Source organism: Vibrio stylophorae (genome assembly GCF_921293875.1).
GTDB classification, from domain to species: Bacteria; Pseudomonadota; Gammaproteobacteria; order Enterobacterales; family Vibrionaceae; genus Vibrio_A; species Vibrio_A stylophorae.
This window is the reverse complement of record NZ_CAKLDI010000002.1, coordinates 140,844-164,610: the sequence shown is the minus strand read 5'-3', so window position 1 is coordinate 164,610 and position 23,767 is coordinate 140,844. Positions and strand designations below refer to the sequence as shown.

Annotated in this window: 26 protein-coding genes; 9 read left to right on the top strand and 17 right to left on the bottom strand. The window is 47.7% G+C overall.

The features are described from left to right. Window positions 1-60 precede the first annotated feature (60 nt). Complete coding sequence (locus L9P36_RS14290) at window positions 61-1,005, top strand: tetratricopeptide repeat protein (RefSeq protein ID WP_237468135.1); 945 nt, start codon at window positions 61-63, stop codon at window positions 1,003-1,005. A 134-nt stretch (window positions 1,006-1,139) separates the two neighbouring features. On the opposite strand, the gene L9P36_RS14285 is transcribed toward L9P36_RS14290, so the two are convergent. The 11 genes from L9P36_RS14285 to L9P36_RS14235 all read right to left on the bottom strand — a co-directional run bounded on the left by L9P36_RS14285 (window position 1,140) and on the right by L9P36_RS14235 (window position 10,367). Further along, window positions 1,140-1,718 carry a GNAT family N-acetyltransferase gene (locus L9P36_RS14285; RefSeq protein ID WP_237468134.1) on the bottom strand — a complete coding sequence of 193 codons (579 nt, stop codon included), beginning with the start codon at window positions 1,716-1,718 and terminating at the stop codon, window positions 1,140-1,142. A gap of 58 nt (window positions 1,719-1,776) precedes the next feature. After that, window positions 1,777-2,817 (bottom strand): hypothetical protein, encoded by a 1,041-nt coding sequence (locus L9P36_RS14280; protein WP_237468132.1) that lies wholly within the window; start codon window positions 2,815-2,817, stop codon window positions 1,777-1,779. A 138-nt stretch (window positions 2,818-2,955) separates the two neighbouring features. Beyond that, window positions 2,956-3,363: a nuclear transport factor 2 family protein gene (locus tag L9P36_RS14275; protein WP_237468129.1), complete on the bottom strand. Its 408-nt coding sequence runs from the start codon at window positions 3,361-3,363 to the stop codon at window positions 2,956-2,958. Between the two features lie 268 nt (window positions 3,364-3,631). After that, window positions 3,632-4,378 carry a GntR family transcriptional regulator gene (locus L9P36_RS14270; protein ID WP_237468128.1) on the bottom strand — a complete coding sequence of 249 codons (747 nt, stop codon included), beginning with the start codon at window positions 4,376-4,378 and terminating at the stop codon, window positions 3,632-3,634. Window positions 4,379-4,398: 20 nt separating this feature from the next. Then, entirely contained in the window at window positions 4,399-5,139 is a 741-nt protein-coding gene (locus L9P36_RS14265) for a sugar isomerase domain-containing protein (protein ID WP_237468125.1), read from the bottom strand. Between the two features lie 54 nt (window positions 5,140-5,193). Then, window positions 5,194-6,495, bottom strand: a complete 1,302-nt coding sequence (gene ulaA, locus L9P36_RS14260; protein ID WP_237468123.1) for a PTS ascorbate transporter subunit IIC — start codon at window positions 6,493-6,495, stop codon at window positions 5,194-5,196. A 14-nt stretch (window positions 6,496-6,509) separates the two neighbouring features. After that, the gene (locus L9P36_RS14255) at window positions 6,510-6,779 is read right to left on the bottom strand and encodes a PTS sugar transporter subunit IIB (protein WP_237468121.1); all 270 of its coding nucleotides are present in this window, start codon (window positions 6,777-6,779) and stop codon (window positions 6,510-6,512) included. Between the two features lie 175 nt (window positions 6,780-6,954). After that, entirely contained in the window at window positions 6,955-7,404 is a 450-nt protein-coding gene (locus L9P36_RS14250; RefSeq protein WP_237468119.1) for a PTS sugar transporter subunit IIA, read from the bottom strand. Continuing rightward, window positions 7,391-8,140, bottom strand: a complete 750-nt coding sequence (locus L9P36_RS14245) for a creatininase family protein (protein ID WP_237468118.1) — start codon at window positions 8,138-8,140, stop codon at window positions 7,391-7,393. Before L9P36_RS14245 ends, L9P36_RS14250 begins: the two co-directional genes overlap by 14 nt. A gap of 9 nt (window positions 8,141-8,149) precedes the next feature. Then, complete coding sequence (locus L9P36_RS14240) at window positions 8,150-9,139, bottom strand: phosphotriesterase family protein (protein ID WP_237468116.1); 990 nt, start codon at window positions 9,137-9,139, stop codon at window positions 8,150-8,152. A gap of 310 nt (window positions 9,140-9,449) precedes the next feature. Continuing rightward, the gene (locus tag L9P36_RS14235; RefSeq protein WP_237468113.1) at window positions 9,450-10,367 is read right to left on the bottom strand and encodes an aldo/keto reductase; all 918 of its coding nucleotides are present in this window, start codon (window positions 10,365-10,367) and stop codon (window positions 9,450-9,452) included. Window positions 10,368-10,494: 127 nt separating this feature from the next. On the opposite strand from L9P36_RS14235, the gene L9P36_RS14230 reads away from it, so the two are divergent. The 4 genes from L9P36_RS14230 (at window position 10,495) to L9P36_RS14215 (ending at window position 14,484) form a co-directional block, all read left to right on the top strand. Continuing rightward, window positions 10,495-11,985: a MipA/OmpV family protein gene (locus tag L9P36_RS14230; protein ID WP_237468111.1), complete on the top strand. Its 1,491-nt coding sequence runs from the start codon at window positions 10,495-10,497 to the stop codon at window positions 11,983-11,985. Between the two features lie 79 nt (window positions 11,986-12,064). Further along, entirely contained in the window at window positions 12,065-12,307 is a 243-nt protein-coding gene (locus L9P36_RS14225) for a DUF2960 family protein (protein ID WP_237468109.1), read from the top strand. Window positions 12,308-12,372: 65 nt separating this feature from the next. Further along, a complete protein-coding gene (locus L9P36_RS14220; protein ID WP_237468107.1) occupies window positions 12,373-13,086 on the top strand; it encodes a nitroreductase family protein in 714 nt (237 codons plus the stop codon). 480 nt (window positions 13,087-13,566) lie between these two features. After that, entirely contained in the window at window positions 13,567-14,484 is a 918-nt protein-coding gene (locus tag L9P36_RS14215; RefSeq protein WP_237468104.1) for an arginase family protein, read from the top strand. Window positions 14,485-14,617: 133 nt separating this feature from the next. Here the strand turns inward: L9P36_RS14215 and L9P36_RS14210 are convergent, their stop codons facing one another. Together L9P36_RS14210 and L9P36_RS14205 are read right to left on the bottom strand one after the other, a co-directional pair. Next, window positions 14,618-15,865 carry a GGDEF domain-containing protein gene (locus L9P36_RS14210; RefSeq protein ID WP_237468102.1) on the bottom strand — a complete coding sequence of 416 codons (1,248 nt, stop codon included), beginning with the start codon at window positions 15,863-15,865 and terminating at the stop codon, window positions 14,618-14,620. Window positions 15,866-16,053: 188 nt separating this feature from the next. After that, a complete protein-coding gene (locus L9P36_RS14205; RefSeq protein ID WP_237468100.1) occupies window positions 16,054-16,719 on the bottom strand; it encodes an SDR family oxidoreductase in 666 nt (221 codons plus the stop codon). 139 nt (window positions 16,720-16,858) lie between these two features. Between L9P36_RS14205 and L9P36_RS14200 the strand changes: the two genes are divergently transcribed. The 4 genes from L9P36_RS14200 to L9P36_RS14185 all read left to right on the top strand — a co-directional run bounded on the left by L9P36_RS14200 (window position 16,859) and on the right by L9P36_RS14185 (window position 20,864). Further along, complete coding sequence (locus L9P36_RS14200; RefSeq protein ID WP_237468098.1) at window positions 16,859-17,182, top strand: DUF3392 family protein; 324 nt, start codon at window positions 16,859-16,861, stop codon at window positions 17,180-17,182. A 153-nt stretch (window positions 17,183-17,335) separates the two neighbouring features. Then, entirely contained in the window at window positions 17,336-17,767 is a 432-nt protein-coding gene (locus L9P36_RS14195) for a hypothetical protein (protein ID WP_237468096.1), read from the top strand. A gap of 84 nt (window positions 17,768-17,851) precedes the next feature. After that, a complete protein-coding gene (locus L9P36_RS14190) occupies window positions 17,852-19,039 on the top strand; it encodes an imelysin family protein (protein WP_237468094.1) in 1,188 nt (395 codons plus the stop codon). 70 nt (window positions 19,040-19,109) lie between these two features. Continuing rightward, on the top strand, window positions 19,110-20,864 hold the full coding sequence (locus L9P36_RS14185; RefSeq protein WP_237468092.1) for a di-heme oxidoredictase family protein: 1,755 nt from the start codon (window positions 19,110-19,112) through the stop codon (window positions 20,862-20,864). 125 nt (window positions 20,865-20,989) lie between these two features. On the opposite strand, the gene L9P36_RS14180 is transcribed toward L9P36_RS14185, so the two are convergent. The 4 genes from L9P36_RS14180 to modA all read right to left on the bottom strand — a co-directional run bounded on the left by L9P36_RS14180 (window position 20,990) and on the right by modA (window position 23,757). Continuing rightward, the gene (locus L9P36_RS14180) at window positions 20,990-21,127 is read right to left on the bottom strand and encodes a hypothetical protein (protein WP_237468090.1); all 138 of its coding nucleotides are present in this window, start codon (window positions 21,125-21,127) and stop codon (window positions 20,990-20,992) included. Between the two features lie 82 nt (window positions 21,128-21,209). Next, entirely contained in the window at window positions 21,210-22,292 is a 1,083-nt protein-coding gene (gene modC, locus L9P36_RS14175) for a molybdenum ABC transporter ATP-binding protein ModC (protein ID WP_237468088.1), read from the bottom strand. Further along, on the bottom strand, window positions 22,292-22,984 hold the full coding sequence (gene modB / locus L9P36_RS14170; RefSeq protein WP_237468086.1) for a molybdate ABC transporter permease subunit: 693 nt from the start codon (window positions 22,982-22,984) through the stop codon (window positions 22,292-22,294). Before modB ends, modC begins: the two co-directional genes overlap by 1 nt. Continuing rightward, window positions 22,984-23,757, bottom strand: coding sequence for a molybdate ABC transporter substrate-binding protein (gene modA / locus L9P36_RS14165; protein WP_237468085.1), 774 nt, complete (start codon window positions 23,755-23,757; stop codon window positions 22,984-22,986). Before modA ends, modB begins: the two co-directional genes overlap by 1 nt. Between the last annotated feature and the right edge of the window lie 10 nt (window positions 23,758-23,767).

The window sequence follows — 23,767 nt, the reverse complement described above, 5'->3', positions numbered from 1 at the left end:
TTCATGAAATTCTCAGCACGATCCATTAGGCTAAAAAGAAGCGTCATCGATGAGGTACCCATGCAGACACTTTTCCGCTTTCTTGCCCCCTTCTTTTTGTTCACTATCACCTTTATTCCAAGCGTTGCAGCTGAGCAACCCGACACGCCAAATCCCCCATCTGAAGCAAGCGCCGCCATCGCGCATACTCAAGTTGAGGATTTATCATTAAAAGAGCCGCTATTTAAGCCCTTTATTGAGCGCTATATCTTAGATGAGCTGCGCGATCTACGTCAGCAGCAGCAAGTGCTGCGTGCCGATATTGCTGAAAAAGTTGCCGCCGCTAAATTGGAAGCCTCTGATCGCGCGCTGCGCTACACCGCCGATACCACCAACAATATTTTCTATATCATCACCGCCGCCGCATCGATTTTAGTGCTGCTAGGCTGGCGCTCTATTCGTGATATTCGTGAAAATATTGAGGTGTCTACGGCGCGGCAAGTGGCCGATCTCACCCAAGAGTATGAAACTCGCCTCAACGATTTAGAGCGCAGTATTAAAGAGCGCTCCGACCAAATCATGGCGGCGCAGCAAAAGATATCCGACACCAATCTAATTCACTCACTCTGGATGCGCTCAGGTCTTGAGAAAAGTGAGCAGGAAAAAATTAAGCTTTACGATCAAATTTTGGAAGTGAGCAAAAATGACGTCGAAGCACTTACCTATAAAGCCGATGTACTGCTTGATATTAATGAGGAAAAATGGGCACTGTCATTGGCCAATCAAGCCCTTGAGCAAGACAGCGAATATGCCCTTGCCTACTGGCAACGTGCCTGCGCGCAATCTAAATTGGGACAATATGAGCAAGCCATTGATGATATTATCCGCGCCCTTGAGCTTTCAGAGTCGCTGCGCGAAGAGGTCTCCAATGAAGCTTATTTTGATGTGCTGCGTGAACATCCGCGCTTTGTTGAGCTCTTTCCTGAAGCCACTGAGGTTGTCAGCCCAGAAGAGGAACAAAGCTGATAGCCACGCAGTGACCCCTGACAAAATAGCGCCACAAAACCAAACAATATCTAAGCAATAACCAAGCAATAACCCGCAATGATAATAAAAAACGGCCCATCGCCGTTTTTTATTGTCTCGTGTTAGCTTATCGCCTATAGCGCTAAAATCATCTGAATCTCACAGGCATCGTGACCGGTGCTACCAAGTGGGCCTGCGAGATATCGAAAGCCAAGGCGCTCATAAAAAACCACGGCTTCACCAAGACAGGCCGTGGTTTCTAAATAACACTGGGTAAAACCATCAGCTTTGGCCTGCGCAAAACAAAGCGCCGCAAGCTGTTTAGCCAAACCACAACCTCTGGCCTTGGGTAAAAAATACATTTTTTGCAGCTCGCAGATTGCTGGCGCGCCGCTTAAAGGCGCATAACCTGCCCCGCCGATCACTTGCCCCTGCCATTCAATCACCCAATATTGGGCGCGCGGTTGACTGTACACAGCAAACAAATCGTCCAACGTTGGATCCGCAACACCATAGCCTTTATCGGGTGTTAAACCATATTCCGCTGAAACAATGCGGATCACAGCAGCAATCGCGGCGTTATCTTTCACTGTTAATGGGCGAATAATGTAGTCATCGATGCGTATATGACGCGCCGTTAAATCAGTCACTTGTATATCATCAGCCAGTAAATCAACCGCTTGTTGCTCAAGGCTTTGTTGCTTTGCGTGCATCCGCTGCTCTCCATAAAAAAGCGCCTCGCATTGGCAAGGCGCTTTCTATCCACAAAAGTTAAAGAATGTAAGGTTGGATATCCGCAGTTTTCGCCGCGCCAGCCAACATAATTTGATAGGCCACAGGCACTTGATCAGCGCGACTTTGCGCGGCTTCAGCGAGCCATGCTTCCATGTCGGTTGCCATAAATTGCGCCGCCCCCATCTCGCCTTTGATATCAAAAAAGGCTTGGCTTGGCCGCACCACATCATCGCCGACTTGCCAAACATAGGTCATACGCATTTGTGAGAACACAAATCGCTGATCAAATTTAGCCACAATATCATTGTTCTTCACAATGTTATCCCGCGATGTGGCGATGTCTTGCTGAGTTTTCAAAATCGCATTTTCAATCTCATCCAGCGCACGAATATAAGCGGTTTGATAGTGCTTGGGCCGCTCAATCGCATATTCAATCAATGCATATTCTGGGCTATCCAGTGATAAATCCAGACGCTTTACCAGCTGATGCATTTGCTGATAGATGGGAAAATAGCGCGCGATACAGGTGGCTTTGATTGCTGGCTGCTTGTCATACACAGCGCAAAATTGCGTCGCGGTTTGTAGCGTCCCTTTCGCAATCGCGTCTTTACTCTGCTCAGTGACCACCATCAGTACTGGCGGTGCTAAATGCTGATAATGCTGCTCTAAGTCCATTTGCATTTTCGACAGCAAGGATGAAGCTTCAGGCGATAAAGATCGCATCATCACCGCTTTTACTTGCGCATAATACTCAAGCTCAGCTTGCATCTCCTCAATCAACGCTTGATTGTGGCCATTGTATTTCTCAATATTGGCTGCGGTTTTCGCCAATTCACTTTGTTTCACTAAGGCGACATAATTGGGATTAAGCTGGCAGCGAAAACGCACATATTGATCGCCGTGGGCATCTTCATAACTATCCCACTGCCCTTCAAGACAGTCCACGCGCTGCTCAAAAAGCTGTCCGATGGACGGCGCCTGATCAGACAACGAACTATTTTGCACTTGCTCAATTTGGCTTTCACTGCCACACCCTGCGAGCAGCAAAGTGATGACAAACGCGCCTTGACGTAACATAGATCCCTCTTCCTTGACGTGATTTCAGTCGCATCATAATCAAACTGATGCACTGAAACTGTGACTGAATTGGAGTTCATTTCAATTCATGGCCAATCCATTGCGTTCCTGTGATTAGACTCTGAATGCCAAATTAACTTATTCAGATGTTTCAAGAAAATCAGCCTTAGGATCGTAAACCTCACTCAGTCCTATCCGCCATTCGGGCTGTTTATCCTGAAATGCCCAGTAGGTGGTCATGGTTTGAATGCGCAGTTCGACAAACTGAAACACCGAGGTGGCATAAAAACTATCAGGCCAACCCGCTTTACTGACATGCACCACACTGATGGCTTGCTGCGCATCGACCTGCTCTAGGGTCAAAATTTGATAACACCAATTCGGGCCAAAGGCTTCGTTGACCGCAATAAAAGCATCAGGGCCTTGGTAATATTCATGGCTGGTGGGCCAAATGACTTTTAAATCATCGGCCAGCATGGGGCGCAAGTGTTGATACTCGCCTGTTGCGCAGGTTTGCCAAAATTGGCGAACAATATTGGTAACCATTTGAATATACTTGTATTAATAAAACAATCAATGGCCATGATTGTACAAATTGCTCGTTAGTGAGCAATCTACAAAGCGGCAAAATGGGACACTGTTCATATATCCAGCTCCAAGTTGTTCGTCAGATAAACCCGTTGATTCAATGGCCTTCATTCACAGCCTTGGTCAGACTATTTTGAAAAGCACTCATTTATCGCATCTAGCAGGCATAAAAAAGCCGCTTATAAGCGGCTCATTAGATAAAGGTGATTGAAGTAGACACATTGCGCTATTTCAGCGTGCACCACCACTCATGGTCCTGATTGGTCTGACTAGCCGTAAGCTGCAACAGGATTTGGCTGTTAGCCAAGTAGTTATAGGAGAGCTCAGCCACATGGTTTTCACGGTCAAATCCCATGCGACGCACACATAGCGCCGCTTGATCGACTGCAATCCCTAATTTATTGGCAATCTCAGCGTTCACATTCACCGCTTCAATTTGCTCAATAATTCGCGATGGCGAGTTTCCAAATAGCTCACGCAGCTGCTCATAGAGCCCGCGCTCCACTTGATAACTGCTTAAACCTGAATACAACAAACCATTCAAATAAGTTCGGGTATAACCGACAATCTCCTGCGTCTTATAATGCACGCGCTCTAGGCAGATTAAAGGCATTCCCGGACTCATTTGCATCAATTGAGCAAGCTCACTGTCCGCCATAATATCCATCATAGTCAGCAGTTTGGTGGTCAACTGCGACGGATTGGGCTGTGACACCGTCACCACTGGATAATCACGGTGCAGATGAGTCACCGTCTCTTGATTGATAAAGGTCCCTTTCCCTTGGCGTTTGATTAAGACCCCATCGAGCACCAAAGTATCAATCGCCTGTTTAATGGTACCGCGCGCGACCTCAAACTCACTTGAAAGCGTATGTTCACCCGGCAGTTTGTCGTGATAAACCCCAGAGATAATACGCTCTAAAATGGCATTTTTGATCTGCAGGTACAGCGGTAGATCATGTTGATACAGCAAACACACGCTCCATGTAGTAACTATAAATAATGGATCTGTTGTTGGTATTGCTCAAAAATAGCCTGGTTAATCGCCTGATTCCCATCAATATTGGCGCTTGCAAGCACTGGTGGCGTTTGGCCATGGGCCAGCATGGTCTCACAAATCACCAGCGACAAACAGTTGAGGATTGTAACACTCATTATGGTCGACAGGGGTGCAGCTTTTTGTGCCATGCCAGCCAGGCTCACAGAGGCATCACCATAATCACATTGGTTATCAATCACATAGTCGACCACTTCGCATAAAAGCTGACCACTTGAATGTTTTGATTGCACTCGTTTTGCGGTAGCTAAACTGGTGATGGCGATTAGCGTGATCCCCTTCTCCTTGGCCGCTAAAGCGATATCGATACCAATAGCGTTACGCCCTGAGACCGAATGAACCAGCAAAATATCGCCCGCTTTCATAGGAGATGCGGCTACGATTTTATGTCCCATGCCTTCAATATTTTCAAAATCCGTGGTCAGGGTTAACGGACGAATATTAAGCATCAAAGATGGGTGAAATATGGGGTTAAACACCGCCAAGCCACCAGCTCGGTAAGACGCTTCTTCCGCCATAATCCCCGCATGGCTGGCACCAAAGACAAACAGGTTTTGCCCCTTCATCACCGCCTGCGCCATCAGCTCACCGCAGGTTTTCAGCTGCGCTTCATTTTGCGAAATCTGCGTTAGTTTTTGATTGATTTGATTAAAATAGTTTTGTGTCAATTGTGTCATCGCAAGCTCCTTGTGGCCGCTTAATGCGGCCACAACATCCACAGAGAAAAACCGTTAGAACGAGAACAGTGTGGTAATAAAGGACACCAATGGCGCCAAAATAAACATATCGCTATCACCGGCCCAAAGCGCGGTATCAGGAATGGTGGTGTTAATCAGATAAGTGACACAGAAGTATTGCCCCCAAGCCACCACAGTCGCAGTTAAAAAGCCCGCCACCAATGCGCCTTTATAGCCACCCGTGACATTGCCAAATACGCCAGCGGTACCCGCATGGAAAAAGAGCACAATCATCGATGGGACGTACACATAACCCGTGGTGTTACCAATGACTGAAAGCCAAAGAATCGCACCAGCAAAAGCGCCTAAAAAGCCCAGTACCACGGCATTTTGTGCAAAGTTAAACACAATAGGACAATCAAGCGCAGGTCGTGCACCAGGGACCAATTTGCTACCGATACCATTAAAGGCTGGCACCATCTCGCCAATAAACATCCGCACACCAAGCAGCACCACAGCGATCCCACCGGTAAAGAGCAAGGATTGCTTCAACGCGTAGATATAAAAACTGACATTGCCTGAGCTATTGAGGATTTCCATCGCCTTTTCACTGCCTTTTAGTTGCAGCAAGAAAGTGCCGACGAAAAATAGCAACACCATGGTCAGCGCAGTCACGACATTAGAATCGCGTAAAAAAGCAAGGCTCGCAGGCACTTTGATATCTTCTGAACTGACCTTATTTTTCGCAAACAATTTGCCGGTAAATGCACCAAGCAGCGCGACTGAGGCGCAGGTGTGACCCAGTGCGATATTGTCATTGCCCATGATTTTGCGCATAAATGGCTGGGTTAGCGCAGGTTGCAGCGTCCAGTACACCCCCATAATCAGCGCCAACATAATGGTAAGACGCACAGGTGAAATATCCGGGTTGGTATTGACCGCAACGCCAGCAAATACCATGGCGGTCCAAAACATCATATGGCCGGTTAAATAGATAAATTTAAAACGTGTAAACCGCGCCAGCAGTAGGTTGATGGCAAAACCCAAAGCCATGGCCAAGGTCACAGCGCTACCATAACGATTGGTAAAGCCCTCTTGACCCATGATGTCTTTCAGATTCATCTCAGTAAGACCAAAGACTTCAGTCCAAATCGGCTGAAAGGCCAGCAGCGCACCAACAATGATACCCGCGCCTGCACCGATAATTAGAAAGCCTAAAATCCCTTTTAGGGTGCCAGAAATGACATCTGGTGCCGCTTTTTTCTGCAACACAAGGCCGAGCATAACAATCAAGCCTATCAGGATTGACGCTTCACCAAAGATATTGATCGTGACCCATTGTATAACGTCGTACATATTCCCTCCTCGCCCTATAGGCCAGCACTTCGTAGCGCGTCTTTAATTTCGGCGCAATCGATATAGTTATTGACTTCAACCAGTTGGCACTCTGTGCCCTGAAGCGCTTTGATAAATTCTGCATTGGTCACAATCAGATCGGCTTGGGCTGTTTTTGCCGCAGAAACGTCCATATGGGCAACGTCTGCATCAATCCCTAGCTCACGTAAAACAGATTCAATATTCATTCGTAGGATCAAGCTTGAGCCCATCCCTAGACCGCATACAGCTAAAATTTTCTTCATGGTGTACCTACTTCTTTTGTTATTGATTTTGTTATGGCGACATTGTTGGTTATCTATTCTCGGCTTTCGGCTTTCACCTCCTTGATGTGCTTTGATGCAAATTGGGCTGTATCGCATTTCAGCGCATGGCATCGCATCGCATCGCGGCTTGTTTATGTCGATTCAACTTGTGCTGCTATGCCGACTTGGCATAACTTGACGCATTAAATAGCGCCATCACACTTTCTTTATCTGTGGCTTGTTTCAGCGCGGCATATTTACGCTCATCACTCAGCACCAGCGCCACTTTTTGAATCAGTTGTACATGTTGCTGACTACCGGTCGCCGCAAGGCCAATGACCAAATCCACGGGATCATTCTCTTCATTGCCAAACACCACAGGCGTTTGCAGTCGAACAATTGAGATTTGCGCTTCGAGCACGCCACATTCAGGACGGGCATGGGGCAACGCAAGTCCAGGGGCAATCACAAAATAGGCGCCATTCTCTTGCCAGTTGTGCACCATGGCATCGATATAATCGGACGTAATCGCACCTGCGCGCAGTAAACAATCGCCACTGACGCGAATCGCTTGCTCGGCATTGTCCACTTGTGCATCGAGGTAAATATGATCAGGGGTTAACATAACGACTCTCCAAATAGCCACTCAGCGCGGCAAGGGTTGCACTGAGCGAATGCTCAATCACAGCATCACCTTTACGCTGGGATGCCAAGGTCGGATCGCCAAGCACGCTGTAGTCGCTAAACTCAGGCCATGGGATCTGCTCAAATGAAAACGTGTCGGGAAAATCTGGGTAGTGCGCGCGCGCTTTGTCCAAATCAACCCACTCCGGAGCAAGCGAAAGCATCATGGATGTTTCAATTTCATCAGCGTGCATAAAGGAAGGATGCGCGCTTGGACTTTGTTGTAAGGTTTGAATCAGTGCTTGGCTTTGATACCAAGTAAAATTAAGCAGGGTGATCCCGCGTTTTTTCAGTGTTCGCGCCGCAGCTTTCATCGCATCAAAATTGCCATAATGGCTGTTGATCACCACCAGCGTATCAATGCCGTAACCGGCCATATTACTCGCCAGCGCAATCAATAAGTCAGCCAGCAATTTAGGACCGATATCCAAAGCGCCAGCAAACCCAGCTAGAGACCACACTTGACTAAAGGGCAGTGTGGGCAAGCGCACCACCTCAATCCCTTGCTCACGCAATTTTGCATCCAGTTTTTTGGCAAAACGCTCCGCCAGTAGATTGTCTGTATTGAGCGGCAGATGATCGCCATGAGGCTCAGTAGCACCAAGCGGTAAAAGTGCCAGCTTGGCCTGTTTTAAAAGCGCTTTGGCTTGCGATTCATTGCAATTGGCAAGATTCATCACGCCCCCTTATGCAAACTGCAAATAGCGCGCAGGGTTTGCGACAAAAAAGTCATGGAGCAGCGCTTCGCCATCAAGCCCTTCCGCGTGCGCCTCTTGCACAAAACGTGGTCGCCAATCTCTGAGGATATAAGCCAAGCCCAAACCACCGAGGCCATAATGGGCACTCATACTTTTTCGTGCAAAATCACCGCCAATCAAAATCTGTTGCTGATAGCCCTTTTTGCAAAGCGCAATTAAGGCTTGGCTGCGAATATGCTCAGGAAAATATTTGATTCGACTCATGCCATCAAAGCAAAGAAAGGCGCCTGTTTTAGCAATTTGTTGGTGCAACCAAGGATCAGGATTGCGATCCAGATGAGCCAGCCCCACTCGTGATAGATCCACGCCCTGCTGCTTTAAAATCGCCAGCTGCTCAAGTGCCATGGTGCCCATTTCGGTATGACAATGCATCGGCGCGCCCGTCTCTTTGACGGCAAGCGCCGTGGCCTGCATCACCTTGTGTTCAAGTGGGGAAATCTGGTTATACCCTGTACCGCATTTAATGACGCCTGCGCGAAAGGCGGTGCCTTCAATGCCAACCACCACTTCAGCAGCAATATGCTGGCTGATTTGCTCAACGCTGTGTCGCTCAATCCATTGTGCAAAGCTCTCGCCACAATGTGGATGGGTCTTGGCATGTGGGTAGCGCGATGACCATAAAAAACCTTTGTTCAACCCCGCTGTGGCAATGATATTCACTTGATATTGCTGCGCCAGCGCCGCCACAACGCGCACATCACGACCGTAATCAGGTGCCGTGGCATCGTAGATGCTTTGGCCACCGCAGGCGACAAAGTCTGCCAGCTCTTTCCCGGATGCCTGCGCGTCATCCAAAAGTAAGTCCGCTTCACCTTTGCTCTGCCAGTAAGGGGGAAGGCAATAGATATGATCGTGCGCATAGGTCACACCGAGTTCGCTCGGTTGAATGTCTTGCGTCAAGGTTCGAATGAAGGTCATACTGCTTCCCCTTTGCTAATTGCAAACGACAACGGAAACGTTTGCTATGGTTAAAATATCCACTTGTCTAGTTGTATAAACAAGCATGAAGATCACAGTTGGATTTTTAACCTAAGAAAACAAAGCGAAGTTCTTTGTTGCGTCACAATCAGTGCAGCGAGGATACAATTTGATCCCTAAAAACTTGATGGGAGATCTCGTTTTATAAAAGCGGTATTTCAATATGAAACAAAGGGAAATAGCGGCACAAAAATAAAAAAGCTTCGCCAATCGCGAAGCTTTAAAGCCATTTAAGCAATGGAACTACGACTTATGGCACGCCATGACCTTTACTGGCGACCCAAATTTCATACCACTGCTCACGTGTCAGCTCAATACGGCTTGCCGCGACCGCTTGCTTCACGCGATCAATATTGCCTGAGCCGATAATCGGTAGTGGTTGCGATGGCATCGCTAAAATCCATGCATAGATGATCTGATCTAAGGTCGCCCCCTGTGCATCAGCAATGATTTGCAAGGTTTGACGCAAGCGAAGGTGCTGCTCACTTTGACCGGTAAAAATCTCACCGCCTGCTAGACAGGACCAAGCCATCGGGTGAATACGATACTGCTGCATTTGATCTAAGGTGCCATCATCGAGCACTTGCATATTCACTGGGTTAATTTCCACTTGGTTAGTCACCAAAGGGGCATCTAGACGTGATTGCAACAAATCAAATTGACTTGGCGTAAAGTTGGACACACCAAAGCTGGCCACTTTACCTGCCTGATGCAGTGCATCAAAGACCTGCGCCACTTCATCCGCATTCATCAAATAATCAGGGCGGTGAATCAACAAAGTATCAATTTGCTCAATGCCCAAACGTTGCAGGCTATTGTTCACCGATGCTTCAATATGTGCCGCACTGCAATCGTAGTAATTGATGCGCTGCGCTGGTGAAAACGCCGTCAATTTGATGTCGCACTTGGTCACAATGGTCAGCTGCTCACGCAAACTTGGCTCAAGTGCCAACGCTTCCCCAAACAGTTGCTCACACTGATAACCGCCATAAATATCGGCGTGATCCACCGTATCAATACCCAGCTCTAAATGCTGCTTGATAAAGGTTAAACGCTGCTGCTGCGTCATGCCCCATTCAGCCAAGCGCCAATAGCCCTGAACGAATTGTGAAAATTGCGATCCAGTAGACGTCATTTGAATCTGTTTGACCATAAGTGGTTCTCTCATCACTAGTATTTTGAAGCACCGTACAAGATAATGCCTCCCTTGCATAGCGAGGCGATCGTGCTTTTTTGATATTTTTTCTACGCGCCAGTCATGCTTTTTTATCCATTTCTTTTCATTGAGTTTTTTCATGACATTTAATCGTCGTTCATTGCCGTTTTGCTGTTTAACGACTCTGTTATTTTTTATTTACAGCTTGCCCGCTTTCTCTCAAACCCATATCACTCAAGACGCGATTGATCAAGCGCATACCGAGCCCCAAAACGCGCCAGACACAAATCGTCAGCCAAGCCAATCCACTGAAACAGCGCCAACGTCTGTAACCGCACCTGAAAATACGTTACCTTTCAGCGGTTCACGCTGGTCTGCTGCCAGTGAAGAGCAAAACTGGGGGATTGCCCTGCTCTATCGCCAAGCCACTGTTCCCTATGCCGATCACATTGTGCCTGCGGGCAGCGAAATGGAAAGCCGCGTGAGTACCATGTTACCTGTGCTGTTTTATCAAGGTGAATATGGTTATATCGATGGCACCGAAGGCGGCCTTCACCTTTGGCAACATGACCAGTGGCAACTCAATGCCAAATTACAATTTCACTTTTTCGATCTGCCCGCTGATATGCAAAATGCTTGGGGCGGCGATAGCAGTGATCTGGGCTTATCACTGAATTATCAGCTCAATGATACCTACAATCTCTACGGCGAACTGATGAGCGCTAAAGCTTGGCGCTGGCATTCAGAATTGGGCGTGACCGGTCAGTGGCAAGGGGAGGGTTGGTTACTTCAACCTACCGCAGCGCTGCGTTATAACAGCGCGCGTCATAATGATCATTTTTATGGTCTGAATCAGACCGATGTCGGCGCTGGGGTTGATCTCAAAATGGGAATTGATGGGCGCATTCATCTCTATTCCAACCTTTATTTACTCGGCGCACTGCATGGCACCTATTTTAGTGATGCCATTCGTCACGCAGACACCATGGACAGTAACTGGCAAACCGAAGCCTTTGTTGGCTTTGGCTTTTTTAATACGCCAGAACATCATCGCCGAACAGGACGTCAGCTCACCACCCGACCTTATATTCGCCTTGCGCAAGGGCTGGCAACACCATCCAATATTGGTGACATCTATACGGGCGGCTATGAGCGCGATCCGCACAATAACACCATGACCTCCCTGTTTTATGGACAACCACTGACGGACACGCTCTTTGGCCTGCCGATTGATATCTATCTCACGCCGGGGCTGGTTTGGCATTGGCAATCAGAGGTGCAGCGTAATACCGCAGAAGCGGTACTGGCGATCAAAGCGTACTACACGGTCAATTGGCCAACCAAGTGGCGCTTTGGTGTGGCTGAAGGGATGTCCTATGTCGAAAACATCACCCATATTGAAGCCAAGGAGATGGAAGAAAAAGGCTATAAAGCCAGTCATTTGCTGAACTATTTGGATCTCTCCATCGATATCAATATTGGCGATCTCTTCAATGCACCATCCTATGACCAGCTATGGTTTGGTTATAGCTTGCACCATCGCTCTGCAATTTTTGAGTCCGCATCGCAATACAATCGCATCAAAGGTGGCAGTAACTACAATACCTTGTATCTACAGTGGGACTTTTAACGGCGCGCCAAGCTTTGCTTGGTCGTTGACATTCAATCAGGGGCGCACTAGGCTGCGCCCTTTATTTTTGGAGAACGCTATGGCTCGCTTGCTGACCTACACCTACAAAGGTGAAACCAAAACCATGCCCTACAGCTTTACCCAGTTTCGTACCGCTCATGAAGCAGCGGCAGCAGCTGAAGGCATTAACATCGAGAAATTTTTGCAAACCGAGCGCCAACTCGAGCAGATGGCTGATGGCAAAGCGGTGAAAAACCATCGTGATAGTTACTTTCAAAAATTGGGATTTAGCCAAATTCGCTTACTCAAAAGCCAAGACTAATAACGCTTTTACTCGCAACGAGCTGATACACTCGATTTTCCATTTGAATAGTGAACCCGTGTTTTATGGACTTTTCCGCCGTTATTGAAGCGCGCCGCTCGGTGCGAAAATTTAACCAAGACAGTGAATTTGATCACCACAAAGTGCAGCGTGCCATCGATTTAGCCCTGCTCTCACCCAATAGCTCCAATATGCAGCTTTGGGAGTTTCACCGCGTGATCGACCCACAAAAGCGCAAACTCCTCGCTCATTTTTGCATGGGACAAAATGCTGCCACCACAGCGCGTGAATTGGTGGTGATTACCATTACACCGCAAAAATGGAAAGAGCGCGCCAAGCGTAACGCACAAGTGGTACGAGATAATTTTCAGTCGCAGTCGCCACAAAGGGCTGCGCGCGCATTTCAATATTATGAAAAGCTGATCCCCTTTCTCTATCGAAATGATCGCTTCGGTATTTTCGGGCGCTTACGTCAGATTTTGTGCTTTTTTCTGGGTCTTAAAAAACCCATTGTGCGCCAAGTGAGCAAAGCTGATTTACGCGTTTGCCTGCACAAAACTGCGGGGATCGCGGCCATGACCTTTATGGCCGCCATGAAAGATCAAGGCTATGACACATGCCCTATGGAAGGGTTTGATTCAAAACGCGTCAAAAAGCTGCTGGGGCTTGCGAAGCAAACAGAAATTTGTATGGTGATTGGTTGTGGTGAAGGGGTCCCCGAAGGAACCTATGCCCCGCGTGATCGCGTGCCCAACCAAGAGGTGGTATTCACCCACTAAATCATTCCCCCGCAAATACCTTTGCTAAAAATCGCTTCGCTCACCTATTTGGGGTGAGCGAATGCTTTTTAGCCCTGCGCCATCGCTCGCTCACCACCCTCTCAATATGGCCTTTAAACCCATTCGTTTTAGTGATATTTGTTTGCAATATGCCACAACTTACAGTGCAATCGTGAACGCCTCCACAATGATCAATCTCGTATTTTTTTTAGGATTGTTGCGCTCGAATTGTCTGCTTATCATGCGGTTAGTGATGTATTAATAAATAAACCGTGTATTTTTCGATGAACGCCAAAAAAAAGCAGCAAGACAAAATGCCTGAGAATCAAAAAGCCAAAATGCTCAGCTATGTCTTTTTTCTATTGATTTTCGTCATGCTCATTGGTGGTATTCTGCTCAATTGAGAACACCCCTATCTTTTTCCTTTGTACTTGATTAGATTGAATATTCTTTCATCACTACATCTGCAAGGAATCAGTCATGCGGCAATATCATTTCTACGGTGCCCCTTTTGATCACAGCGGCGCAGCGCAAAGCCAAATTTGTGGTGTTGACTTCCTGCGACGATCCTTTGCCGATGGTGAATTTGGCCTGACAGATTGGATCACAATTCGTAACCAACGTTGGCAAAGCCAAATTCAAGATTGCGGTAATATTAGGTTAAGCCCCCAAGTCCATGCGGCGCTCGACGCAAATCAAACATACGCGGCACTTGCGCACTATAGCTATGATCTCTACCAAGCTTTAATTGAAAGCTACCAACAAGGCGCAATACCGATCACCTTTGGAGGCGATCACGCGATTGCCCTAGCAACCGTGCAAGCCGCATTGGATCATGTTCAATCACAAAATAAGCGTATGGCCGTGGTTTGGATTGATGCCCATGCCGATTGTAATGACAGCACGAAAAGCAATTTACATGGCAAACCAGCCAGTATATTAATGCGCCTTAGCGCCCATCAGGATTGGCAAGGCCCCAGACTCACTTCGCTTGCTCCACAGGATCTCATTTTGTTTGCCCAGCGCGATCTGATGCTGGGCGAGAAAGCGCTCATTGACCAGCACCCTATCACTCTGATGGATATGGCGTGGATTGATCAGCAGGGATTTCATCATGCGCTGCAAAGGCTGATGGATAAGCTTGAGCAAGAGTATGACTATTTCTATGTCACCTTTGACTATGACTGCCTTGAGGGCTGCTACCACCGCGCCTGCGCCACCCCCAATATTGGCGGCTTAATGCCGCGTGAAGCTATCCATTTAGTCCATCAACTGGCGCAGCATCGCAAATTTATCGGTATTGATTTTGTGGAGTACCTTGCTGATCGCGATCCTGAGGAGATTGAAAAAGGCTTAATGCTAAAATTGATTGATGCGGTGTTTGGCTTTCGCTGCTAAATCATGTCTGCCAGCCATCACATCCAGTGATTCTCAATCAAGAAAAAGCGCAGCCGAAGCTGCGCTTTTTTATGGCTCACTGCCTATCAAGCACGCATCATAAAAATACAAGGCAGATATAAGAGTAACGGACTCACACCACAGCGCTTTGCACGCAGTTTCGTCCCTTCTTTTTGGCACCATAAAGCGCCTTATCTGCCGCTTTCAAGGTCTCATCGACACTATCAAAATATTGATTATCAGCAACGCCAATACTGATCGTCACATGCACCGCTTTTGTCGCTGCATTTTGACCACGTCGCTTACGCCCTGCTTCATCATCTTCAGGGCGATTTTTATTGTTGCGCAAATAAAGCGGATAATCGGCAATCGCACAGCGCAGCTGATCCAATGCCTCAAGACACTCGCGCGACGTCTTGCCACGAAACAAAATGGTGAATTCCTCGCCGCCATAGCGATAAGCCTGCGCGCCGCAGCCCGTCTCTTGCATCAATTTGGCCACCACTTTTAGCACATCATCGCCAGTTTCATGGCCATAGGTATCATTGAATTTCTTGAAATGATCCACATCAAGCATCGCCAGCGTATAGCAGCGGCCCACATGTTTGAGCTCGGATTCCAAGGCGCGTCGGCCATGAATGCCTGTAAGTGCATCGACAAAAGCCAAATCTAAACTGCAGCGCAATAAACCCAATAGAAGAAATAGCCCACCCAAGCTAAAAAGCGTGGCAGAAATCAGGGGTTTAGAGAAAAAGACAAAGGTAAAACTACTGACCAGCAGCGCAATATAGATGGCATGATCGCCCGTTTGATGACGCTTGAGTGCCAACAACGCCGCAATCAAAGTACAGATCCCAATCATGCACAAGCTTAGGATGGGGAAAGGACTCCATGGCTCATAGTGGAAGAGATACCCTTGCCATAAGTAGCTAATATCATGCGCTTTGTCATAATCGATCACCAGTGCGCCCCAGCCTATCTGCAACAGCAAAAAGAACAGATAGAGGATGCCTTTTTGTCCCCATAAACGCAGCTCAGAAAAAAGAGTGAGATAAAGTAAATTCAAGCTGAGTAAAGAGCCAAGCAGCACATATTCAAGGCGCGTGGTGCCCATGGTAAGCGGCGCTTGTAGCCGAGTCTGAATAATGTAGTAGGCCACTAATAAAAGCAGCGCGACTCGCGCATTGCGTCCTTGGTGATAGAGATGGCTGAGTAGCAGTGCCAAACCTAACAACACATAGGGCAGTTCAATCAGCATAGGTAGATGCGTCTGATTGAGCCACGACGCAGGCAAACTGACGACCGTCAAAACCACCACAACCAGTGGTAAGAATAATCGACTCTCAGGAAGCCAACATAAAGAGAAAGATAGGCGTGACATAAAACTCACAAGCATATAACACTTGCCCTAGCATACTCCTTTTGTCTTTGTTCCCCAACTAATCAAGCCATTCATGGCATATGAATGAGATCTCACGCAGAATTTGATCTTAGTTCCAAAAAGCAATCGATTAGTTTAAATTTCAAACATAAAAAAACGGGCCATTGGCCCGCTTCTCGCACTGAATTTTACCAAGGCAGTGACTCGCCATTGGCGTGCCAAAATCCGCCACTTTGCGCCAAATCAAGCGCCTCGATGCGTGCGATAATCCCTTGCGCTGACTCTTCTGGCTCAATCAACCCATCAAAATCGACCATTCGGGTTTTCACAAATCCAGGATGAATTTGCGCCACAGCGATACCACGCGGTGCTAAGTCAATAGCCAAGGACTTACCAATGGCATTAAGTGCCGCTTTTGAGGCGCGATAGCCATAGCGGCCACCAGAACTATTATCTTCAATCGATCCCATTCGACTGGTGATGTTCACCACCTTACTACCACGCGTCAAATGGTTGAGCAGGGCTTCTGTCACACGCAGCGGTGCGAGGGTGTTAATGGCAAATAGATCGAGCATTTCATCGTAATGAATATCGCCCAATGTTTCATCACCCCAACAGCCCGCATTGTTAATCAGCACATCGATACGCTGCTCATCCAGCGCAGAAACCACGCAGCGTACGTCTTCAGCTTGCGTGACATCGATGCCACTGATCACTTGCGTGGCAACCGCGCGCAGCGCTGGATCGCAACTGCGACATACTCCGATCACTTGTGCACCTTGGGCGGCATAGGCCTTTGCTAAGGCTAAGCCAATGCCACGATTTGCCCCTGTAATTAATACTGTCTTTGACATTGATTGGCTCCACCTAAAAAAATCAGCATATCAGCTTGCGATGAAGACCCAAGTGATGGGATGCAAAAGTGTGAAATCCTTAACTAGTGACACAATCAGTGGCAAGCTATGCGCTCGTTTTTCTACAACTGAGATGATGATGGATCAGTTTCTCTTACCCATTGCCCGTTGGTGCTACCCGCATCTATTTGAAATCGCGACCGCCTTGGTCACTTGTACCCTGATTATGGTGGGTGTACACATTAACCGCGCCGTACGCGGGCTAGTCAAAACGGCCCACTTTATCGTGCGCACAGCAGTATTTGTGCTGCTCAATGCCTTTGGTTATGCCATGTTGATTATTCATGCCTCACCTTGGTTGGCTCAGGTGCTTCGCCGCCCCCCCCCTTCAGGTTTCTTGGCCGTTATTTGTCTTTGGTTTATTGCCATTGGCATTTGGGCACAAAACAACCGACAAGTATGATCGCGTGCTGATGCATGAAATAAAGATGATCTGCTTCGAAAATTAAAAAAGTCGCGGGTAACTTTTGTTATCGTGATACAAGTTTTGAATCCTTAGACTTGTCGGATGCCTTGCTTGTGGACAAAATTTAACCACAACAACGAGGATCCTTAGATGACAAATTTTACCCATTGCAGCTTGCGCCAATATCCAAAAACCACCGCAATCCTACAAACTTTGATCGAGGTCGACCATGGCAATATCGATTGTCACTATGGTCTTGATGAAGTCGCGCGAGAGCTTAATCAATTAAGCTACAGTCAATCATTTACGGTCAGTTTAAATCGCTCCAGCTTAAGTGTGGTGATCGATCACCCACAACATGACGCACGCGTGATTATCTCGGCCCTCCCCATGCCAAGGGTGATCATTCAACTCGATGAAATGGCGCAAAGCCAACTGCCTCTACTACTGCCTAATCATGTCATCGACCAGATGGCGGAAGAAGCCATTATTATATTGCACCCAGAACTATATGATTTATCGACTGTTTTATCTGTTGCATTGCACCTTGTTCAACAACCCATTGTGGCCTGCACTGCATAGCAGATAAATGACAACACGTTAATTTATTGTTGCAATCGATAATCACTATCAATATCATTCACAAAAAACAACAAAGGAATGATTATGAAACGCCTTCTTATCACTGCGCTCACAGCCTTAACCATGACAGGCTGCGCGCAGCATTCAACAAGCTCACAATTTACCAATCAACAAAAATCAGCCATGGTCAATCATGTCGTTGATGACATTATTGTCGCCAACTATCAATTTATGGATGATCAATTGCTGGCACTTCTTGCAGATGTCCAAGCGCTCGCCAAGGACCGCAGCCCAGCCAATTTAAAAGCTGCGCAGCAATCTTGGCGCAAAGCCCGCATTGGATTTGAGATTGCCGAAGCGCATCTATTTGGCCCCGTGGTCAGCCTTGGCATTGATCCAGCGCTCGATAGCTGGCCCCTAGATACGGAGCAACTTCAGCTCACCATCAATATTGCCAATCAACTCAAAAACAGTGCGCAACTCGATCAGTTCTCTGCCAGCCTCAATGATGATGTGGTCGGTTTTCACAGCGTTGAATACCTTCTTTTTGGTGAAAACAACAACCAGCGCGCAAAAAATATCAGCGATCAACAAGCCCATTATCTCGTATTACTGGTTCAACGCATGGTGAACACCAGTGCAGAGCTTCAAAACAGCTGGCAGCAAAGCTTTGAGCAAGGGCTCGCTTATCGTCAGCAAATGACGCAATACCAAGCTGGTCTTTACGCCAATGAAGATGCCGTGATTGAAGAGTTGGTCAACGGCATGATCACCATTGTTGATGAAGTGGGTACAGCCAAACTGATTGACCCACTGGGCGACTCCATTGCCACTGCGGTGCCTTCGGCTGTCGAATCGCCATACAGCTGGGGCTCAACACAAGACTTTTTCTATAACATCGTTGGTGTGAAGCAAGTTTGGCTTGGTGAGAATCTACTGCTTGAAAAAAACACCCAAGGCAATGGCTTATACCATTACATTGCAAGTAAAGATCAAGCCTTAGCCGATCAAGTCAGCAAAGAGATTGATGAAGCTATCAATGCTATTGTGGCAATTAGCTATAGCCAATATCTCAGTGGCTCTGGCGCTATCCACCGTGCCAATGGTGATACCAAGCAGCTTGCTCTGTTAATTGAGCAAGACGATATTGAGTTTGCCTTTAAATCACAGATCCTCACCAACTCTGGCCGCAAAAAAATTCGCGCCGCCGAGGCCAAATTGGATGCGCTCAGTCAAACATTAACTGAGCAAGTGTTACCACTACTGCAATAAGCGCATTGAGGGTCCCTTGGACCCTCTCTTTATTTCATCCTTTCGTCAATCGACACTTTAAAAAAACACCATGGAAGTAAAACTCAAGACCCAACGATTCTTACGATATGGCGGTCTATTGCTCTGCAGCCTCGTGAGTCATACGGTATATAGCGCCAGTGGCGATAGTTGCCAGCAATGCCATCAGCAAAATGAAATTGCTGAGCTCATTACCAAGCGTGTTACGCACATTCAGTGGGATCAATTGCCCAAAGTCCCCTTTGCACTCATAGAGCACCTCGGCGGGCGCGGTAGTAACACCTCCAGCAATACCTCAAGTAACGCCTTTTCTGAGCCTGATGCAGCACTTTCAGCTCAAGCACTGTCACAACATCTAGCGGGCGATACGTTTTTTGAGACCAATTTTGCCCTGCGCTCACATCCAAACGCTTTAGCATCCGGCCTTGGTCCGGTGTTTAACGACAACAACTGCGAAAGCTGCCACCCCAAAGATGGTCGCTCAGCACTACCAAGGCTGCGAGACGATCTTGGGCAAATAAAACTCAGTGATGCGGGTGTATTTTTGCGGATCAGCGTAGAGCATGAGAACAGTTTCCAAGGAGAGCATGGCCTCGTGCCACGTAATGAAAGCAATCTCTGGGGCAGCCCGACACCTGTGGCAAACTTTGGCACACAACTCTTTCAGCGCGGCAGCATTGAAGGCGGGCAAGGCATTCGAGAGCCGCGAACCAACCGCTTTCATCAACCCGATTTTACTGCCAGACAAAGCGGTTTAGCTGATGTTTGGATGCGCTTTGAAAGTGTGACGGTCAGCTATGCCGATGGCCATCGAGTCACCTTACGAAAACCAATTTTTGAAGTAGATAACCCGCATGATGCGCCTGATGACAGCGATCAATTTGACCCGCACACACCCCAGCGTCAAAGCGCGCTATTTGCCGATAACGTCAAATTAAGCCCACGTATCGGCCTGCCTATTTTTGGTTTGGGTCTGCTTGAAGCGATCCCGGAATCGGCCATTCTGGCGCAAGTCAATTCAGATCCGCGTCGAAATCATGGCATTACGGGACGCGCCAATTGGGTGTTTGATCAGCAAAAATATCTTGATTGTCAAACCGCTCAAAACTGTGAAAGCGAGCCCCCAGTTTCACTGGGTCGCTTTGGCTGGAAAGCCACGACACCAAGTGTTGCCCAGCAAAGCTTGGGCGCACTGCGCGGAGATATGGGCGTCACCAACACTTTATTTGGCCAAGAGTCTATTGCAGATACCGCCCTCTACCAAAAGCTTGTGGCCAACAATCCACAGTTTGCCGCCATGCAAAATAAGGGAATTGAGTCTACGGAAACGATTGATCAAAGCTTAGTCTTTTACGCGCAAACACTTGCGGTACCCGCCCGCAAACTGCCACAACGCAAAGCGCAGCAGTTAGACATTGAGCAAGGGGCGCAGCTTTTTGCCGCTGCTAATTGCAGCGGTTGCCATACTCCAAGCTTTACCACAGGAAAGCATCCCATTGCCGAGCTCAGTTATCGAACCATCTATCCATTTAGCGATTTATTGCTTCATGACATGGGCGAAGGACTTGCCGATGGTCGCCGCGCCTTTGATGCCAGTGGCCAAGAATGGCGTACCAGTCCGCTCTGGGGTATTGGCCGCACAAAATTGGTCAACCCTGCAGCAGGATTTTTGCATGACGGCCGCGCGCGAACCATTGAAGAGGCCATTTTATGGCATGGCGGCGAAGCCCAAGCCTCACGCGCCTATTTTATGCAGCTCTCTGAAAGAGATCGAAAAAAGCTATTGGCATTTGTTCATTCGCTTTAATTTTTCGCTTATTTTTAGAGACTCGCGTTTGTATTCACGCCAATGAACGTGTGATTTACCTATTAAATCCTTTGGCTTTTACGCCCATAAAAAAACGCCCAGATGGGCGTTTTTTTATGGGTTTGTTATGCACAATTTAACCCCCAAAAGAGCAGTGCAGCGCTTGCCAAAAAGATGCCAATAAAGGCCAGTATGGCTAACAACAAACCAAATAATGTGCCTAATAATAGTGATGCACGCCAGCGCTGAATGGGAATCAACATAAACACTCCTTGTTTGATACAAGGAGCATAACACTAGATGTTATTGATATCCATTCTCATTTGGTTAGGGTAATCGGCGCGACTAATGTTCAACATGACGAAATGCTTCAGCTGATAACGACACGGCTTTGATCTGAGCAAATAAAGCATCACCCGTTTTTAATGCCAAATCATCACAGGCCCAGCGTGTCACTTGCGCGTAGAGCGTACTCGGGCCACAGCTAAGCGTGAGTAGCATCTCCCCTTCATAGGGCGTCATCGCTTGCACGGTTACCGGTAAAATATTGCGAATCGAACTTTGTGCTGGCTTTTCTCGCACCACAGAAATATCACGGCTTTTGAGTAACACCCGCACCAGCTCGCCCTGCTGAAAACCGCCCCCCTTCACCCATAGGTAATGATTATCACCAAGGTTTAATGCAGTCATATCATAGGCTTTGTTATGACCCAATGCGCTTGCTTCAATCACAGTGCTATGACTTTGAGAGTTAAACCATGGCTGCATCGCTGAACTTGACCACACATCCTGAAGCGAGCCATGAGCAATCACCTGACCGGCATCAAGCACCACCATCTGCGACGCAAGATGAAGCACTTCACGCAAATCATGACTCACAAAAATAATCGGAATGGATAGACCGTTCGCTAGGGTTTCTAAATAGGGCAACAATTCCTGTTTTCGTGGCTCGTCTAAAGAAGCCAGCGGCTCATCAAGCAAGAGTAACTTAGGTTTAGTGACCAATGCCCGAGCAATGGCAACGCGCTGCTGCTCACCACCAGAAAGCGATGCTGGATATCGCGCCTGTAATGTCTCAATGCCCAACAACCGATTGATCATCGCCACCTCTTGCGCTGTGGCTTTTGCACCATAAGCGATGTTTTTTGCCACCGTCATATGCGGGAAAAGCCGCGCATCTTGAAAGACATAACCAATTTGACGATGTTGCACTGGCAAATAATGCCGCTTTTGGCTGTCACACAGCAGCACATCATCAATCGACATAGTGCCTTGATCCGGTCGTTTCAATCCTGCAATCAGCTCAAGTAGCGATGTTTTTCCTGCGCCGGAGCGTCCAAAAAGGGCTGTAACCCCTTGGCTTGGCAAAGTTAAATCGACATCAATTAGACAGGCGCCCTGCTGCTTTTTCACTTGGATATGAAGCATTAGTGACTGCGCTCCATTTTGCGATGATTACGAGATGTTAGCCAAGTCGCTAACCATAGGGAAGAGAGTGACAGCGCAATGGAAATAATACACAGCCTCGCTGCAGCTTGTTCGCCACCTGGGGTTTGAATGTATTGATAAATCGCTAATGGCAATGTTTGCGTTTGCTGCGGAATATTGGCAACAAAAGTAATGGTTGCGCCAAACTCCCCCAAACTGCGCGCAAAGGCAAGAACAATGCCAGCAATTAAACCAGGCATCATCAATGGCAATGTGATGGTAAAAAAGACCCGCAACGGACTGGCGCCCAGCGTTTTTGCCGCTTGCTCAAAGCGGCTATCAACTTGCTCAAAGGCTTGGCGCATGGCGCGCACCATCAAGGGTAGTGAGACCACAGCCGAAGCCAGCGCTGCGCCCTGCCAGTTAAAGCTAAAGCTCAAGCCCAAATGTTGCCACAGCCACTGGCCAACCACACCCTGCTGACCCATACCAATGAGGAGCAAATAGCCCACCACCACCGGCGGCAGCACCAAGGGCAGATGGATCACGCCATCAAGCAGGTTTTTACCCCAGAACTGAAAGCGCGCTAAAAGCCAAGCCAAAAAGATACCTAAAGGTAAACTAGCCAATACCGCGACCAAGGCCACCTGCAAACTTAGTCGCAGGGCATCATATTCAATTGCAGTTAACACTAGTCTTCCATTTTAAAGCCAAAACGCATCCAAACAGGCTTGGCTTTGTCACTGAGCAAAAATTGATAAAAGGCGAGCACATCCGGGCGCTGATTAAGCGCAATCATTTGATAGTCGATTTGTGGTTGCTTCGCCGGAGGAAAACGACCAATCACTTTCACTTTATCGCTGCTAGCGGCATCACTAAAATAAGCCACACCAAATGCCGCTTGACCACGTTCAACCATCATCAGCGCATTTCTTGCATTGGCTGCTGGCACAATTTTCGATTGTACTTGCTGCCACAGACCAAGAGATTCCAGCAGGGTTTTCGCATATTGCCCTTGCGGCACATGTGAAGGGTCACCCATAACCAAGCGCCCTTGGCCAATGACCTTGGCCAGCGCCGTTTGATCGTTAATCAAAAATGGTTTCATCACACGGTCCATTTGGGTGATCAGCACCAGCTCATTTTGCGCCACCACCACAGGTTTGGCATCTTTGAATGATTTGGCTTTCAGTAGATGATCCATCCACATTTGATTGGCGCTGATAAAAATATCAGCCGGTGCGCCGCGCTCAATTTGTCTTGCCATGGTTGATGAGCTTCCTAAGGAGACCACCACATTGGTGCCATGCTCTGCATTATAGATCTTGGCTAATCGATTCAGTGGGTAGGTCATCGATGATGCTGCAAACACCACGATTTTTTCTTGATTTACGGCCGCCCAAAGCGATGATGAAAAAAACATCAATCCACTGAGTAGCAGCACAAAATAACGGCGCAATAACATAATCACTCCT